This is a genomic window from Shewanella scandinavica, assembly GCF_031932065.1.
Taxonomy (GTDB): domain Bacteria; phylum Pseudomonadota; class Gammaproteobacteria; order Enterobacterales; family Shewanellaceae; genus Shewanella; species Shewanella baltica.
Genome location: NZ_JAUOES010000013.1, coordinates 1 through 18,154, shown reverse-complemented (window position 1 = coordinate 18,154; position 18,154 = coordinate 1). Strand labels below are relative to the sequence as shown.

10 protein-coding genes are annotated in these 18,154 nt (G+C 44.9%); all 10 read left to right on the top strand.

The annotated features are described in order from the left end of the window. Positions 1-49: 49 nt before the first annotated feature. Positions 50-2,599: an aminopeptidase N gene (pepN, locus tag Q4Q50_RS12655; protein ID WP_311899585.1), complete on the top strand. Its 2,550-nt coding sequence runs from the start codon at positions 50-52 to the stop codon at positions 2,597-2,599. Between the two features lie 43 nt (positions 2,600-2,642). Next, on the top strand, positions 2,643-2,858 hold the full coding sequence (locus Q4Q50_RS12650) for a DUF2835 domain-containing protein (protein WP_006086278.1): 216 nt from the start codon (positions 2,643-2,645) through the stop codon (positions 2,856-2,858). A gap of 338 nt (positions 2,859-3,196) precedes the next feature. Continuing rightward, on the top strand, positions 3,197-5,239 hold the full coding sequence (locus Q4Q50_RS12645) for a DUF1302 domain-containing protein (RefSeq protein WP_006086279.1): 2,043 nt from the start codon (positions 3,197-3,199) through the stop codon (positions 5,237-5,239). A 13-nt stretch (positions 5,240-5,252) separates the two neighbouring features. Then, positions 5,253-6,617, top strand: a complete 1,365-nt coding sequence (locus tag Q4Q50_RS12640; RefSeq protein WP_006081906.1) for a DUF1329 domain-containing protein — start codon at positions 5,253-5,255, stop codon at positions 6,615-6,617. A gap of 54 nt (positions 6,618-6,671) precedes the next feature. After that, the gene (locus Q4Q50_RS12635) at positions 6,672-7,688 is read left to right on the top strand and encodes a YCF48-related protein (protein ID WP_006081905.1); all 1,017 of its coding nucleotides are present in this window, start codon (positions 6,672-6,674) and stop codon (positions 7,686-7,688) included. A 32-nt stretch (positions 7,689-7,720) separates the two neighbouring features. Next, positions 7,721-10,036: an efflux RND transporter permease subunit gene (locus Q4Q50_RS12630; RefSeq protein WP_006081904.1), complete on the top strand. Its 2,316-nt coding sequence runs from the start codon at positions 7,721-7,723 to the stop codon at positions 10,034-10,036. A gap of 264 nt (positions 10,037-10,300) precedes the next feature. Continuing rightward, entirely contained in the window at positions 10,301-15,145 is a 4,845-nt protein-coding gene (locus Q4Q50_RS12625; RefSeq protein ID WP_311899582.1) for an NAD-glutamate dehydrogenase, read from the top strand. A 63-nt stretch (positions 15,146-15,208) separates the two neighbouring features. Continuing rightward, entirely contained in the window at positions 15,209-16,228 is a 1,020-nt protein-coding gene (gene pyrD / locus Q4Q50_RS12620; RefSeq protein ID WP_311899580.1) for a quinone-dependent dihydroorotate dehydrogenase, read from the top strand. Positions 16,229-16,428: 200 nt separating this feature from the next. Further along, on the top strand, positions 16,429-16,962 hold the full coding sequence (locus Q4Q50_RS12615; RefSeq protein WP_006081901.1) for a cell division protein ZapC: 534 nt from the start codon (positions 16,429-16,431) through the stop codon (positions 16,960-16,962). Between the two features lie 730 nt (positions 16,963-17,692). Next, the coding region (locus tag Q4Q50_RS12610) for a hypothetical protein (RefSeq protein WP_311899578.1) at positions 17,693-18,154 on the top strand (462 nt) is incomplete at its 3' end.

The window sequence follows — 18,154 nt, the reverse complement described above, 5'->3', positions numbered from 1 at the left end:
CGCTTATGGCGCGTTTTTTCTTATTTAGATCAGCGTTAAAGGGATCGAAATGACACAAGCTCAAGCAAAATATTTAAAAGATTATCAAGCGCCACTCTTCACGATAGACACGATCGACTTAGCCTTTAATCTGGCGGGCAATGAGACTCAAGTGCAGGCGATAAGTCGGGTAAAACGCACTTCTAAGCATACCCAAGCCCTAGTGTTGGATGGTGAAGACTTAACTGTGATCTCGTTGACGGTTGACGGCGAGGCAGTGCCTTACCATGTTAGCGCGGGTCAATTAGTCTTAGAAACTGCGCTTGATGAGTTTGAGCTGAACATCGTCACTAAGCTCGATCCCGAGGCCAATTCGAGCCTTGAAGGCCTGTATATGTCAGATGGTGCCTACTGCACGCAATGTGAGGCTGAGGGCTTTAGACGGATCACTTATTTCCTCGACCGTCCTGATGTTTTAGCCAAATATACTGTGCGCATCGAAGCCGATAGAGCCGCATTCCCGTTTTTACTGAGTAACGGGAATTTGATTGATCAAGGCGAATTAGAGGGCGGTCGCCATTATGTTTGCTGGCAAGATCCGTTTCCAAAACCGGCTTACTTGTTTGCCTTAGTCGCTGGCGATTTTGATCTGTTGCAAGATGAGTTCATTACCCGCAGTCGCCGTAAAGTGATCCTGCAAGTGTTCGTCGATAAAGGTAATTTACATAAAGCACACCATGCGATGGCATCGCTGAAAAAATCCATGGCATGGGATGAGAGTCGTTTTGACCTCGAGTACGATTTAGATATTTACATGATAGTTGCCGTCGACTTTTTCAATATGGGAGCGATGGAAAACAAAGGCTTAAATATCTTCAACACTAAATATGTGCTTGCAGATACGTTAACGGCTACCGACGAGGATTATCACGGTATTGAATCGGTGGTAGGCCATGAGTATTTCCATAATTGGACCGGAAACCGCGTGACGTGCCGTGATTGGTTCCAGCTAAGTTTAAAAGAAGGCTTAACGGTTTTTCGCGATCAAGAATTCAGCTCCGATTTAGGCTCACGCGCTGTGAATCGAATTCACGCAATCAAAGTGATCAAGAATCAGCAATTTGCCGAAGATTCTGGCCCAATGTCCCATCCCATTCGTCCAGAATCTGTGATTGAGATGAATAATTTCTATACAGTCACTGTGTATAACAAGGGCGCTGAAGTGATCCGCATGATGCACACTTTGCTCGGCGAAGAAAAGTTTCAAGCGGGGATGAAACTGTATTTTAATCGCCACGATGGCCAAGCGGTCACCTGCGATGATTTTGTGGCGGCAATGGAAGATGCCAGTGGCGTGGATTTAACCCAATTCCGTTTATGGTATAGCCAAGCGGGCACGCCGATTGTGACTGCGATGGACAGTTTCGATGCGCTAACGGGCATTTACCAATTAACCCTTAAACAAAGTTTAGCGAACTGTGCATCACCCTTGCATATCCCGTTTAGCATCGAACTCTTAGATGCCAAGGGCCACTCTTTAGTGAATGAAGTTCTCGACTTTACTCAGGCTGAACAAGTGTTTAGTTTTGAGGGATTAAGTCATAAACCGGTGGTTTCGTTACTACAAAACTTCTCCTCGCCCGTTAAATTGCAATATCGATTCAATGTGGATCAACTGGTTCACTTGATGCGTTTTGCTAGCAGCGAAGTGGCGCGCTGGGAAGCCTCAGTGACCTTAGTGAGCCAAGCGATTTGGCAGAATGTTGCGAGTTTACAGCAGCAACAAGCCATGACACTCGATCCCCGCGTGCGCGATAGTTTTAAAGGCGTGTTGTTAGACACTGAACTTGACCCAGCATTGATTGCCGAAATCTTAGCCATACCTACGGCATCTGCTTTGATTGAGCAAACTGACAGCGTTGATCTCGATGCGTTAGCCTTAGCCCGTGAATTTGTGTTAACAGAGCTTGCTTCACACTCTGAAGATGAATTGATCGCGCTCTATCGCTCTTTGGTATCAGTCGATAGCACGCAGGCAAGAGCGCTTAAAAATCAGTGTTTAACTTGGTTAGCACGGGTGTCGGATGAGGCAGAAGCGTTAGTGATTGCTCAGTTTGATAAAGCCAGCAATATGACTGATTCCCTCGGCGCACTGACTGCGGCGAACGTGGGTGATTTGCCTTGTCGCGATGAGTTGATGACCGCATTTGAGTTGCGTTGGCAGGACACGCCATTGGTAATGGATAAATGGTTTATGTTGCAAGCGACTCGTAATGCGCAAGATGTGATTGAATGTCTGCGTCAATTACAGCAGCACAAGCGTTTTAGTATGAGTAATCCAAACCGAGTGCGCGCGTTAGTGGGCAGTTTTGCGGCGGGGAATATTTACCAATTCCACCGTCAAGACGGTAAGGGTTATGCTTTCTTAACCGAATGCTTAATGACCCTTAATAAGCTCAATCCGCAGGTCGCGGCACGCATGGTGACGCCATTGATCCAGTTCAATAAATTCGACTTAGGCCGTCAAACCTTAATAAAAGCCTGTTTAGGGCAACTTTTGGCTTTACCTGACTTATCTAAGGATATGTACGAAAAAGTCTCTAAGGCATTGGCAAAATAGCGGTTTGTAGGAGGAGGGCGGCAATCGATGCCGCCCTTATATTATGGAATTGTATTTCAAACTAACGATCAGCTATCGAGATTTCTTACCCTACTATCAAGGGCTTGCTGATAAAATTGAGGTCCGCGAAACGCAAGGACGTATTTTGTGGATTAATGGCCGTCATTTCAGACGTTTTTTAACCGAAAATGGCATTCAAGGCTATTTCAAATTGGTTTTAGATGACAAGGGACAATTTGTTTCATTAAATCGAGTCTAGTCTGAATTTGTTTATTTGCGCTTAGAGTAATTACTTTAAACGGTCGGCTGATTATCAGGCTCGGTTTGTGATATTTATTTTTTAAATATGTTAATGAATTATATGATTTTTTGATATCTTTTTCCGCTTCATTTCTATCCTGCTTTTCTCTAATTTAAATCCCACCTTTTCAACTGCTGGCACAAATGTGTCTACATGCTTAATTCTTTAGAAAATTTTCTCTAACTGCGCCTTGCCCAAGGGGATTAATTGCTGTAACAATGATGTTACCTGTGAGCTAACAAGATGTTGGTTGTAATTCCTAAAACAAAGAATCCAGCAGGGTACGGAGAGCTAAAATGAAAATTGTTAAAAATAGTTTTAACAAATCGGCGCTTGCTTTGGGGGTGGCGTCGGCATTGAGTTTGTTAATGATCCCAAGCGTTAATGCAATATCTTTTGATTGGGGAGAGGTTGAGGGGACATTTGACTCAACTTGGACTGCTGGTGCGAGCTGGCGTGTTGGCGCGCGCGATTGGGAAGGTCAAATTGGTAAGGTGAATCAACCCCAATTCGATTGGTCTAATTACAGCGCATTTGGCAATACAAAATATACTTCAGCTGAGATTTGGGCCCAGCCCGGGTCGTATTCCAGTAACAATGACTTAAGTAACTTACTTTATTCTCAAGGCGATACTACGTCTGAGATCGTCAAAGGTTTGCATGAATTATCGTTGAAATACAAAAACTACGGTTTGTTCGCCCGCGGTATGTATTTTTATGATCGTAAACTGAACGATGGCAATTATGACTACAACGATCCGATCACGGGTAAAGAATTTGACCCTTGCGAAGATAGCCGCGCTTCAGAAGTACAATGTAAAGATATCCGTTTATTAGATGCGTTTGTCTATGCCAACTTCGATTTGAATGAGGGTGCGAATCCATTATCTATTCGTGTTGGTAATCAAGTGGTGTCATGGGGTGAAAGTACACTGATTGCCCATGGGATCAGTGAAATTAACGCCGTGGATTTGAACATTCTTAACGCACCTGGTGCTGAGTTAAAAGAAGCGTTTAGACCGCAAGGTATGGTGTGGGCATCCCTTGGCCTGACAGATTCGCTAACGGTTGAAGCATTCTATCAATATGATTGGCAACCTATTTGGGTCCCAACTCCGGGCTCCATTTTTGCGACTAACGATTTTGCCGGTTTTGGTGGTTATGCTCAAAACGCTCAGCTTGGGTTTAACGCTAACCCTGACATCAACTTAGATTTTGTGATGCAAGAATATGAGCGTTTAGCGGGCATGATCGCCAGCGGCCAATCTATTCCGACGCAGCAATTGGTTTCTATGGCTTTAGCCTACCCAACGAAAGTGACCCTAGTGCAGGATGAAGAAGAACCAAGCAATGATGGCCAATACGGTATCAAGCTGGGTTATTACGCGCCTGAGCTAGGTGAAACGGAATTTGGTTTCTATTTCATGAATTACCATAGTCGTCGTCCACTTATCAGTGGTACTGCTGCCGACTTTAGCACGGGTGCATTGTTATCTGATTTGGCGACGGTAGGCCAAAACTCGGGCAACATCAACCGTGAATTGCTGCTTAGTCTGAAGAGCTTCTCTAAGGCGCAAATCGTCTATCCAGAGGATATTAAACTCTACGGTTTCAGCTTCAACACCTTGATTGGTGATACGTCTGTCGCGGGTGAGATTGCCCATCGTCAAGATGAGCCACTGCAGATTGATGACGTTGAATTGCTGTTCGCCGGTATGCCACAACAGTTAGCCAATGCGGGGCTTCGTCCCGATCTTGATGGTATTTCACAGATTAAAGACGTTCAACCGGGTGAAACCGTCGATGGCTTTATTCGCGTGGATACCACACAGGCGCAGATGACTTTCACCCATCTATTTGGCCCAACCTTAGGTTTAGATAACTTAACTATGTTGGCCGAGGTTGGCGGTGTGTGGATCCACGATATGCCAGGTTTCGATGAGTTACGTCTCAATGGTCCCGGTACGTCACGTTCTGGCGGCAACCCAGATATGCCTGGCATCATTCAAGCCTTGCACAATGGTCCTGAAACTAACCCGTTCCCAACTGACTTTGCTTGGGGCTACCGTTTAGTGGCAAAAGCGGATTTCAACAACGTCTTTGCTGGGGTCAATATGTCGCCACGGGTCATTTTCTCCCATGACGTTGACGGTATTACTCCGGATCCTATGTTCCTGTTCACGGAAGGACGCAAGTCTGTCGCGCTAGGCGTTAACTTCGACTATCAAAACCGTTGGGGTGCAGATATCTCCTATAACAATTTCTTTGGCGGTGTCGGTACGACGAATGCGATGGCAGATCGTGATTATGTTTCATTCAATATCAAGTATTCGATCTAAAAGGACTCAAACAATGAAGAAACTGACGATATTGGCGAGTGCAGTGATGTTCGCACTCGTAGCGCCAGTCGCTATGGCTAAGGTATCAGAGGCTGACGCGGCTAAACTTGGCAATGAGCTCACCCCTTTAGGTGCTGAAAAAGCAGGTAATGCTGACGGTTCTATTCCTGCTTGGGATGGTGGTATCACTAAGCCTGTAGCGGGTTATACCAAAGGGATGCATCACCCAGATCCTTTCCCTGAGGATAAGATTGAATTCACCATTACCAATGCTAACAAAGCGCAATATAAAGACTTTTTAACGCCGGGTCAGATGAAGTTGTTCGAACTTTATCCTGATACTTACAAGATGAATGTGTATAAGACTCGCCGTAGCGCATCAGTGCCGCAGTTTGTCTATGATGCGACCAAAGCTAACGCGACACGTGCAGAATTGATTGCACAGGGCAATGGTATTTCTGGCGCTGCTATTGGTATTCCATTCCCGATCCCAGCAAATGGGTTAGAAGCGATTTGGAACCACATTTTGCGTTTTCGCGGGGTCGATATCGAGACTTCCCGTAGCCAAGCTGCACCAACGGCCGATGGTAGCTATAGCTTAGTGGAAACCTCAGAGGAAATTCGCTTCGAATATTCTCGTCCAGAAATGACCTTAGATCTGCTTAAAGCCAGCAATACGTTGTTCTACTTTAAGCAAGTGGTGACTCAACCAGCCCGTTTAGCGGGAACTGCGTTATTGGTGAAAGAGACCATGGATCAAGAGGCGTTGCCACGTCAAGCTTGGACCTATAACACAGGACAACGTCGTGTCCGTAAAGCGCCAAACGTCGCTTTCGATACACCGGGTACAGTGTCTGACGGTCTGCGTACGACGGATGATTTCGACATGTTTAACGGCTCTCCAGTGCGTTATAACTGGGAACTGGTTGGCAAGAAAGAAATTTACATTCCGTACAACGATTACAAACTGCACTCAGACAAGCTGAAATATGACCAAATCTTAAAACCTGGGCATGTTAATCCTGAGTATGTTCGTTGGGAAAAACACCGCGTATGGCAAGTGAAGGCGACGTTGAAAGACGGTATGCGCCACATTTACAAAGTGCGCGATATGTACCTTGACGAAGATTCATGGCAAGTGTCGATAGCCGATCTCTACGATAACCGTGATCAGCTGTATCGTGTGGCTGTTGCACATGGCTTGAACTACTACGAAGTGCCAACTCAATGGGACACGCTGGAAGTCTTCCATGATTTGCAATCCCGTCGTTATCTCGCCATGGGTTTAGACAACCAAAGTGGTATGTATAACTTCGATGCCAAACTGACTGAAGCTAACTTTACCCCCGATGCATTGCGTCGCGAAGGTATCCGTTAATACGCCACAAATAAAGGGGCGCTCTGCGCCCCTCATTAGTTTAAGGAAGTTTGTATGTCGTTTCGCATCCTTCAGTGTGTTGCTGCATTAAGTTTCGGTGGCGCTTTTTTCCCTTCTACGTTATCTGCAACCCCCTCTGATCCGATTTTTTCTCAAATTCAACCACTTGCGGCTTCATCCCTGATTTTAGATATTGCCAACGTGGGCAAAGGGTTAGTGGCTGTGGGTGAACGCGGTCATGTTCTGGTTTATGACGGCAGTTGGCATCAAGTGGCGACACCCGTGAGCTCGCAGCTGACCAAAGTGTTTTTCCTTAATGACAAACTCGGCTGGGCCGTGGGCCATGATGCGACCATTTTACATACTCAGGATGGCGGTCAAACTTGGCAGCAGCAGATGCATTCGCCCGAGATTGAAAAGCCATTCCTTGATGTGGTCTTTTTAGATGAAAACAAGGGGTTCGCCATTGGGGCTTACGGTTTGTTTTATCGTACTAATGATGGTGGTGCCCATTGGAGCGACGAGTTCCATGAGGAGCTGTTAGCCGAAGAAGATGTGTCCTATTTAGCGGAGTTGAAAGGCAGCGATCAATCAGCCTATGTGAGCGCACGCGCTTCATTATTGCCGCACTTTAATCGTATTTTAACCTTGACTGACGGACGTTTATTACTGGTCGGCGAGTTAGGTCTAGTGGCCGTTTCAAGCGATCAAGGCCAAACGTTTGCGCGTACCAGTTTTGATTACGATGGCTCTATGTTTAATGCCATTGAAACGAGAGATGCCGTGTATGTGATGGGCCTTCGCGGTCATATATTCAAAGCTGACGTGAGTTTAAGCCAGTGGAATGAAATCGAACTTCCAGTGCAATCTTCAATCAATGGGGCGATGTCAGTATCGGACGATGCGGTTTATCTCGTGGGCAATGCAGGGATAGTGATTAAGCTCAATGGGGATGATACCAGCAGTATTGTCACTCGTCGCCAAGGGGAAAACTTAGTCTCTATTGCGAAGGATAATCAAGGGAATATGTGGTTATCCGGCAGCCAAGGGCTGTTTATTCTTAAGCCATAAAATTTTAAAACTACAATAACAGGGCCGAGAAGATGTTAGAAAAACTGGTCAACGGATTTGAGTCATTTTTATTTCGCAATCGTGCGTGGGTCGTCGGCATTTTTGTGTTTTTGACGTTGTTTTTAGGCTTTCAAGCCAGTCAACTCAAAATGGATGCGGCCTTCATCAAAAATATTCCACTGCATCACAGTTATATGCAGACCTACCTGAAACACCAAAAAGATTTTGGTGGCGCCAACAGCATCATGGTGGCGGTGGAAGACACCAGCGGCAATATTTTTAATGCGAACTATTTTGATACCTTAAAAAATGTGCACGATCAGCTGTTTTTTATACCTGGGGTTGATCGCGCGCAGGTGAAATCGATTTTTTCGCCTTCCACTCGTTTTACCGAAGTCGTTGAAGATGGTTTTGCTGGCGGGCCCGTTATTCCTGCGGATTTTTCGACCTCAGTATCTGGGCTCGAAACCGTGCGCGATAATATTGAAAAAGCGGGCATCGTTGGCCGATTAATTGCCAACGATTACAGTGCGGCCATGGTGTCGGCGCAGTTAATGGACTTTGACCCACAAACAGGTAAACCCTTAGATACCATTGCCTTTGCGGCGCAGCTCGAAAATGAGCTTAGGGGCAAGTTTGAAACTGACAAGGTTAAAATTCACATCATAGGTTTCGCCAAAATGGCCGGGGATGTGGCCGATGGTGCTAAGGGTGTATTACTGTTCTTTGTGATCGCAATTTTAATCACCGCCGTCATGGTTTACCTCTTCTCTAAATCGATCATTCTGACCGTTTTACCCCTCGTCTGCAGTTTAACCGCTGTGGTTTGGCAGCTTGGTTTATTGACTGTGATTGGTTTTGGTCTTGATCCCATGTCGATTCTGGTGCCGTTTTTGGTATTTGCCATCGGGGTCAGCCACGGGGTGCAGATGATCAACGCGGTAAGGCGCCGCGTGATGGACGGACAAACCACCAAAGCGGCGGCGGCTTCGGCATTTCGCAGTTTATTAGTACCGGGCGGTGTCGCGTTACTGTCTGATACTGTTGGTTTTATTACCCTGTTGTCGATTGATATCGGAATTATTCGCGAGCTTGCGATTTCGGCGTCACTCGGTGTGGGCGTGATCATTTTCACTAACCTTATCCTGTTGCCTTTGGTGATTTCTTTTACTGAAATTAAAGTCAATAAAACCGCAGAGCCGACGGCTGAAGAAGTCCGCACTGAAGCGATTTGGCGTTTCTTAGCACGTTTCGCGACGCCTAAATACGCTGTGGTGGTGATTATTGCCACTGTGGTGTTGTATTTTGCCGGTCTGCAACAAGCCAATCAGATGAAGATTGGTGACTTACAGGGCGGGGCGCCAGCGTTACACCAAGATTCGCGCTATAACCTCGATACCTTCTTCATCACAGATCATTTCTCCATCACTACCGACGTGATGACTGTGATTGTTGAGGCGGCGCCCGAGGCTTGTACTTACCATGATGTGCTGACTCAAATTGATGAGTTTGAATGGTTAGTGCGTAATACGCCTGGGGTCGAGTCGACTGTGAGTCTGGCGTCGGTTGCTAAAAAAGTGAACGCAGGCTTTAACGAAGGTAATCCAAGGTGGGAAGTGCTGCCGCGCACGACCGCGAGTTTAGTGCAGGCCATTGGCCAAATTCCGACGACCTCTGGTTTGTTAAATGGCGATTGTTCTGTCATGCCTGTGTATTTGTTTATGAAAGATCACAAGGCAGAAACCATAGAAACTGTGGTCGCTAAGGTGAAAGCCGTCGCCGCGAAAATGGATAACGACAAGCTGCAGTTTAAACTGGCATCGGGTCCTGTAGGCGTGATGGCTGCGACCAACGAAGCGGTAGCTGAAGCGCAATTACCTATGATGTTATACGTCTATGGTGCCGTGTTTGTACTGTGCTTAATCAGCTTTAAATCCTTGAAAGCGACTGTGGCGGTAATTATCCCGCTGTATGTGGTGTCGACATTGGCGCAAGCCTTGATGACGCAACTGGATATTGGCTTAGCAGTCAGTACCTTACCAGTTATTGCGCTGGGTGTCGGTATCGGTGTGGATTACGGTATTTATATCCTCTCGACCATGTCGTCTAAGCTCTCGAACGGTATGCCAGTGCAACAGGCATACTATGAGGCGTTGGTCGAACGGGGCAGTGCGGTGATCTTTACTGGCCTCACATTGGCGATTGGTGTCAGCACTTGGTTCTTCTCGGCACTTAAATTCCAAATGGACATGGGAATATTGTTAACATTCATGTTTGTGGTAAATATGCTCGGTGCCATAATTATCCTTCCTGCATTGGCCGCCGTTTTCTGGCGCCAACCTAAGTAGGGTCTACGAATGGGGAGCTTAGCTCCCCATTTGTTTTTGAATACTTAGTCTGCTTTATCGATTGTTTGGTCATTTGTCATTCATTGTTTACGCGAATACTGGATTTCAAGAGGATGTACCACTAAAATTTTCCTCGAAATACAGCGGTTTTAGTAATAAACTTCGCGCGATGATCCAGATCACATTAATTTATCTGAGATCGTTAAGCCGAAGCATCCAAATAATGAAAAAAGCGCTGCCATAGACGCTTAAGGAAACAGCAACATGGCCTTGAAAGATGCAATGCCTTCAGTACTACTTGAAAATGTAGTCAGTTTAATTCACGCTAAAGTCCCTAATTCACAAGCCAAGCAAGTTGAACAGTTCGCCACCTGCCTTTATGCCCACATGTCGAAAGACGATCTCAATGCGCGTAATGACAGTGATTTATACGGTGCGGTTCTCAGTTTATGGAACGCCCTGAACAAAACGCCAAAAGGTAACACTCACTTACGAGTGTTCAACCCTAGCCAGGCCAAACACGGCTGGCAATCTACCCACTCGATCATTGAAGTTATCCAGCCTGACATGCCATTCTTGGTAGATTCAGTTGGTATGGCATTGAATCGTATGGGTATTACTGCTCACATGATGTTACACACTCCGCTGGCCATTGAGCGTTCAGATAGCGGTGTGACCAATGTCACTTATCTTAATCAGAGCCCAGAAAGCACTGAACATGTCGCCGTATTCTTGATTGAAATTGACCGCCAAAGCAGCACTGTCGATATCAAAGCATTAGAGCGCGAAATTCAGTCTGTGCTTGCCGATGTTGCTTCATCAGTCAATGACTGGGAAGCCATGTCTGCCAAGTTGGGGGAGATGATCAAGGAATTGCCAAAACGTCCGTTCCCTGGCGATAAGCAAGAGTTAGAAGAAGCCATTAACTTCCTGACTTACTTGAATAATCATCACTTTACGCTTTTAGGTTACCGCCAATACGATTTGAATCGTGTCGAAGGTGATGTTGAGTTAGTGCCTAATATCGCCTCTAGTTTAGGTTTGATGAACAAGCACACTAAAGCGCAACCTGAGCAAGGTTTGTTGCTATCTAGCTTCTCCGATAGCGCCCGCAAAGAAGCCTTAGATCACAGCTTGTTGATCCTCACTAAGAGCAGTGCCAAGAGCCGCGTACATCGCCCAGCTTATGTCGATTATATCGGCATCAAGCGTTTCGATAAGAAAGGCAATGTGGTTGGTGAAGATAGATTTATCGGTTTATATGCGTCAAACCTGTATAACCGCAGCCCACGTGAAATCCCACTGCTGAACGAAAAAGTCCAGCGTGTGTTAGATCGTTCAGGCTTAACCCCACGTTCACACGACTATAAAGCCCTGCTAAACATTCTTGAGAATTTACCTCGTGACGAGCTAATTCAAGCCAATGTTGATGATTTATCGCACATGGCCCATGGCGTGTTAGAAATGCAAGACAGAGACAAGCTGAAACTCTTTGTGCGCAAAGATGGCTTTGGCCGTTTCTTATCCTGTTTAGTGTACGTTTCTAAGGATCGTTACAACACTAAACTCCGCCAAGATACTCAACGTATTCTGGCCCAGCATTTTAACAGCAAAGAAGATGTAGAGTTTACGACTTATTTCTCCGAGTCGACGCTAGCCCGCACTCACTACATAGTCAAAGTTGATAACAATAATATGGATGTAGATGTGGCTGCCATAGAGAACAACTTAATAGAAGCGGCTCGTTCGTGGGAAGATAAGTTAAGCACTGCGCTTAACAGTGCACTCGGTGAAGAAGCCGGCACTCATCTGACAAAGCGTTATTTCAATGCGTTTGAGCAAAGCTATAAAGAAGATGTATTGCCAAGCTCTGCCGTCGTTGACATGCAACAGCTCGAAGCACTGGATGACGAACACAAGCTCGGCATGTTGTTCTATCAACCGCAGGAAGCTGCGCTGAACGACAATAAAGTGCGTTTAAAGCTATTCCATAAAGATGAGCCAATTCATCTTTCTGATGTGCTGCCAATGCTGGAAAACTTTGGTCTGCGCGTGATCAACGAGCGCCCCTATGAAGTCACGACCTCAGACGGTTCTACCTTCTGGATCTTAGACTTCTTGATGACAGTTAAAGTCGTCAACACAGACAACATCGCCGATAGCCAAGACAGATTCCAAACTGCACTGTCACAAGTGTGGCAAAAGAAGTTAGAAGATGACGGTTTCAACCGCATTATTCTGGCGTCAGGCTTAACGGGCCGTGAAGTCTCGGTACTGCGCGCGTATGCCAAATACATGCGTCAAATCGATGCGACGTTCAGTCAGTCTTATATCGAAGAAACCTTCGGTCGTTACCCACAAATCGCTGATTTGTTGGTGAAGATGTTCATCCGTAAATTTAACCCTAAACTGAAAACCCGTACTCTGGGCAAGTTTATGGAACAAATCAATTTACGTTTAGACGAAGTGTCTAGCTTAGATGATGACCGTATTATTCGTCGTTATTTAGACCTGATTAACGCTACTCTGCGTACCAACTTCTACCAACAGGATGCTAAAGGCGAATCTAAGAGTTATATCTCGTTTAAATTCATGCCTTCACTGATCCCTGAAATGCCACGCCCACTGCCGAAATTCGAAATCTTCGTTTATTCGCCTCGGGTTGAAGGTGTGCATTTACGTTACGGTAAAGTGGCCCGTGGTGGTCTGCGTTGGTCAGATCGTCGTGAAGACTTCCGTACTGAAGTATTAGGTCTGGTAAAAGCACAGCAAGTGAAAAACACTGTGATCGTGCCTGTGGGTGCTAAAGGTGGCTTTGTTTGTAAACAATTGCCAACCGAAGGCGGCCGTGAAGCTTTCTTCACTGAAGGTCAAGAATGCTACCGCATCTTTATCCGTGCCTTGCTCGATATTACCGATAACATTTTGAACGGTGAAATCGTCCATCCATTGGATGTGGTTCGTCACGATGAAGATGACCCATATTTAGTGGTTGCAGCCGATAAAGGCACTGCGACATTCTCTGATATCGCGAACTCGATTTCTCTTGAATACAACTTCTGGCTCGGTGATGCATTCGCATCGGGTGGCAGTAACGGTTATGACCATAAGAAAATGGGTATCACGGCCAAAGGCGGCTGGGAATCTGTTAAGCGTCATTTCCGCGAAGTCGGTATTGATTGCCAAACCACAGACTTTACCTGTTTAGGTATAGGTGACATGGCGGGCGACGTATTCGGTAACGGTATGTTGTTGTCTAACCACACTAAACTGGTTGCAGCCTTTAACCACATGCATATCTTTATCGATCCAAATCCGGATACGGCATTAAGTTATGATGAACGGGCGCGTTTATTCGCTCTGCCACGTTCAAGCTGGGAAGATTACAACAGCAAGTTGATTTCTAAAGGTGGCGGTATTTTCCTACGTTCATCTAAATCCATTCCATTATCGGCAGAAATTAAGCAAATGTTGGCCACAGAGAAAACCTCTATGACCCCAACTGAGCTGATGAAAGAACTGCTGAAAATGCCAGTTGATTTGATCTGGAACGGCGGTATCGGTACCTATGTGAAATCTGCACGCGAAACCCATGCTGAAGTCGGCGATCGTGCCAACGATGCATTGCGTGTCAACGGTGGCGAACTGCGTGCTAAGATAGTCGGCGAGGGCGGTAACTTAGGTTGCACTCAGTTAGGTCGTATCGAATATGCGTCTAACGGCGGCCGTATCAACACTGACTTCGTGGATAACGTTGGTGGTGTGGACTGTTCAGATAACGAAGTGAACATCAAGATTTTGCTGAACGCTATGGTAACTGAAGGTGAACTGACGTTGAAACAACGTAACCGTTTACTGGAAGAAATGACTGAAGAAGTCGGCCACATTGTACTGCAAGACTGTAAAGATCAAACGCGTACTATCTCTGTTACCCAAGTGCGTGGTGCTGAGCAGTTAAAAGAGCAGATCCGCTTTATCCAGTATCTGGAAAAAGAAGGCAAGTTAGACAGAGCCTTAGAGTTCTTACCGTCTGACGACGAATTGGCTGAGCGTTTAGCCAGTGGTCGTGCATTAACACGTCCTGAGCTATCAGTACTGGTTGCCTATGCGAAGATGGTGCTGAAAGAGCAATTAGTGACCCCAGAAATCACTGAAGATACGCTGTTAAGCCAATTGCTTATTGCCTATTTCCCGAAAAAACTTCAGGAAAAATACAGCGACAAAATGGCAACCCATCCACTGCGTGGCGAAATCATTGCGACCTCACTCGCCAATGAACTCGTTAACGACATGGGCTTGAATTTTGTTCAACGTATGCAAGATGAGACAGGTGCCTCAGTTGCTGACGCGGCAATTTGCTACACTATGGCCCGCGAAGTATTTGGTTTAGCTGAATTAACTAAATCGATCACTGACTTAAACGGCATAGTTCCTGCTGTGGTTCAAGGTGAAATGCTGCATCAGTTACGCCGCAATATGCGTCGTGCTAGCCGCTGGTTCCTCCGTCACCGTAACCGCACTGGTAGCATCGAACAGACAGTTGCTTTCTTCAAACCTGTATTTGAACAAATTAAAGATAATGTTCATTTATATCTGGTCGAAGAAGAAGCGAAGGGTATCCAATCTGAGATCAATGCTTTGGTCAAAGAAAACGTACCACAAGCTGTGGCAACCATTGTGGCTAACATGAGCACCTTGTTCTCTGCCTTAGACATTGCCCAAATTGCCCAAACAGAAGATAAGACAGTTGCGCTAGTGGCTGAAACTTACTTCAAACTCGGCGCCCGCGTTGAGCTGCACTGGTTCTTAGAACAGATCAGCGCTCAACCTGTGGCTAACCATTGGCAAGCACTGGCTCGTGCCGCCTTTAGGGAAGAGTTGGATTGGCAACAACGTGCATTAAGTTCAGTGGTACTAAGAACCTGCAGTGCAACCTGTGATGCCGAAAGCGTGATTTCTCAGTGGATTGAGATCAATCAAGGCTTATTGGAAAGATGGTTCCACATGCTAGCTGACTTCAAAACGTCGCAAAGCCATGAGTTTGCTAAGTTCTCTGTCGCCCTACGTGAACTTAACCTTCTGATCCTTCACTGCGAAGGCCAAAAGTAAACTTATTATAACAATCAGAAGCCCTGGCGATCGCCGGGGCTTTTTTTAGGTCGAGGAAAGTACATGTTTTATAAAATCGCACAGAAAGTCATGTTTCAGATGGATCCTGAGCGAGCTCACCATCTTGCTATAGGCAGTCTAAAAATGACCGCCAATAGCCCGCTAATGTGTCTATACGGACAAACGATTGCACCGGCTCCCGTGAGTGTTATGGGACTGACTTTTCCTAACCCAGTGGGACTCGCTGCGGGTATGGACAAGGACGGCGAATCGATTGATGCCTTTCATGCGATGGGATTTGGTCATGTTGAAGTGGGCACTGTGACCCCAAGGCCACAACCTGGTAATGATTTACCCCGTCTATTTAGATTAAAGCCTGCCAAAGGCATTATTAATCGCATGGGGTTTAATAATAAAGGTGTCGATAATCTGGTCAAAAATTTGATTGCTAAAAAGACCGACATTATGGTTGGCGTCAATATTGGTAAAAATAAAGACACCCCAGTAGAACAAGGTAAAGACGATTATTTGATCTGCATGGATAAAGTTTATCTCCATGCGGCTTATATTGCGGTGAATATTTCATCACCTAATACCCCAGGATTACGATCGCTACAATATGGCGATCTATTAGATGAATTATTGAGCGCAATTAAAACTAAGCAACTTGAACTGGCCGAAAAGCATAAAAAATACGTGCCCATCGCGCTTAAAATTGCTCCAGATTTAACCATCGAAGAAATTGAAAATATCGCGCAAGCTTTGATTAAAAACAAATTTGATGGCGCAATTGCGACTAATACTACTTTAACGCGTGATGGTGTTAGCGGTCTTGCCAACGCCAATGAAAGCGGCGGCTTAAGCGGTAAACCGTTGACAGAGCTGTCTACCAAAGTGATCAAACAGTTAGCGATATGTTTGAAAGGGCAGATCCCGATCATCGGTGTGGGCGGCATCAATAGTGCCGAAGATGCCTTGGCTAAATTTGATGCGGGCGCCACTATGGTGCAGATTTATTCGGGTTTTATTTATCAAGGTCCGAAGTTAATTAAAGAAATTGTGAATGCATACCGCTTAAAATAATGATCTTAAAATCAATATAACGATCTAAAATAAGATCTTATTCTTTAACAGCGATCTAAAAGGATCCCTAGATCGCTGTTAAGATCCTATATTAGATCGACTAAGTAACTGTTAAATAATTTGTATTTTATTATTTTTATTTTGATATTGGATAAAATATCTACTATTATGTCCCAGTGTTCAAATATTGGGTCACCGTTATGTTATTAATGCCACAAAAAGATTGGCAATGGAAATATAACGATTCGTATGGTGTTTTAGGCGTATCGTTAGGTTCCGAGATAGAATTTCTGACGTCTTATAAAGCAAAATTACTCATTCCAGATGCCTTATCAAGCATGGAATTTAATATTGCGCACGCCAAATTCTATATGAGCTTACTCGATAGATTACCTAAAACTCTGTCTTTGTCCGATGCTGCAATTGTTCAAATTGCCCTCAATGCCACCGCAGCCCATTTTATGCTGACACCGCAAATGCCAAAATCATGGTTTTTTGATACCAGTGATGTCTGTGTTTATAGCGATGTGGGTAAAGTCTTTGAGCTTAAATGCCAAAAGCAAAGAGTACTCGCCCTCGTGGTTGAAAATACCCTACAGTCCGCGCTAGTGATGTTATTGTCACCTGAATGTGTCTTGTCGGGCGCGAAAACTATGGTGCAGTTTGAAACCATCAAAGTGATGCATAATCGCTTACACCCACTGCGCGCGCAGCGCCACGTGGTTGCGGCATAACGGGGTTGTAGATCAATAGTCATCATTGGTTTTTAATATCTACCATTAGCCATACATCACGATTGCTTTTGATATTAACCACTTGCCGATAATTCGCTCAAATCCCCATGGCGTTAGTGCGTTATCCGTACTCTTTTCTGCTAAGAAAGCCTTTTTCCTAAAATTAGTCACGTGAATCTTCAACACCTTTCTATCTAATGCTACCCAATGATAATTTGTAAGTCTTATTACTCTTTATTGGCTCTGCTTTTAGTATCAAACTCACTACGCAGTCTGGTTTGCCATGGTATTGACTCATCGACTCGCAGCGAGTCCATCCTTGGATGCTCGACCGCCCCGTCCATGGGGCGGACGGTCGTCTCGCTAATCACCATGGCGCACCTTTTTGGCATTTGCGTAGCCTGCAGGTTCAAAAGGCGAGAGTTTGCATTTAATGATGATATGCCCAGATTTTTTGTGTTGCTTGTATATCTCTAAAAGCAAAAAGAGTTTCGGGTGTCCAGAATTTTTTACTTTATGCCTATCAAATCTTCCACATCTAACAATGCTCAGTGAGCGATTTTAAACACGTGTTAGTCTCGATTGCTTATCATGTGCACTTTTTAGTTGAATGCTCTCAGAAAGATTTAAACGGGATTTAGGCTACAAACCGCAACTATTTTAGTGGTGGCAAATGAAAAATTTACGCATAGTTGTTACTTGACTCTACTTAAAACCTAAAGGACTAGATATGCCATATTCTCAAATCCCAAACTTTGCTTTACCAACATTAGCGATGTGCCCTCAGCCTTGGTATGAACTCAATGGCACATTTATGATGTATGAATACAAGCTTAAGAAAACTGGGGAATTGAAATGGTATATAAGATTTATACGTCAAGGGAATGATATTGGTAGAGCCGATTTATATAATGATTTAAAAAGTGCATTTGAAGTTGCAACTGCATATAACTCGCAAATAATTGATAATATTGCAATTCTCGATATTACAGATGAAGAAAAAAACTCATTATTTTTAAAAGTGGAGAAAGCCGTTATGGTTCAAAGTCGGCTTATTAATGAAGAACAACTAATGCTCCAAGAAGCAATTAAAAGATATGGTTTAGTCGCTGGTATTAAAAGCGCAAGTGAAATATTAGTACCTAATAACAATGAGAATCTTAGATTTGCACTTAATGAAGAATTACAGATG

What these genes read in the sequence shown, in the direction of transcription:
- pepN (WP_311899585.1), top strand. Translation starts at nt 50, where the DNA reads ATGACACAAGCTCAAGCAAAATATTTAAAAGATTATCAAGCGCCACTC.
- Q4Q50_RS12650 (WP_006086278.1), top strand. Translation starts at nt 2,643, where the DNA reads ATGGAATTGTATTTCAAACTAACGATCAGCTATCGAGATTTCTTACCC.
- Q4Q50_RS12645 (WP_006086279.1), top strand. Translation starts at nt 3,197, where the DNA reads ATGAAAATTGTTAAAAATAGTTTTAACAAATCGGCGCTTGCTTTGGGG.
- Q4Q50_RS12640 (WP_006081906.1), top strand. Translation starts at nt 5,253, where the DNA reads ATGAAGAAACTGACGATATTGGCGAGTGCAGTGATGTTCGCACTCGTA.
- Q4Q50_RS12635 (WP_006081905.1), top strand. Translation starts at nt 6,672, where the DNA reads ATGTCGTTTCGCATCCTTCAGTGTGTTGCTGCATTAAGTTTCGGTGGC.
- Q4Q50_RS12630 (WP_006081904.1), top strand. Translation starts at nt 7,721, where the DNA reads ATGTTAGAAAAACTGGTCAACGGATTTGAGTCATTTTTATTTCGCAAT.
- Q4Q50_RS12625 (WP_311899582.1), top strand. Translation starts at nt 10,301, where the DNA reads ATGGCCTTGAAAGATGCAATGCCTTCAGTACTACTTGAAAATGTAGTC.
- pyrD (WP_311899580.1), top strand. Translation starts at nt 15,209, where the DNA reads ATGTTTTATAAAATCGCACAGAAAGTCATGTTTCAGATGGATCCTGAG.
- Q4Q50_RS12615 (WP_006081901.1), top strand. Translation starts at nt 16,429, where the DNA reads ATGTTATTAATGCCACAAAAAGATTGGCAATGGAAATATAACGATTCG.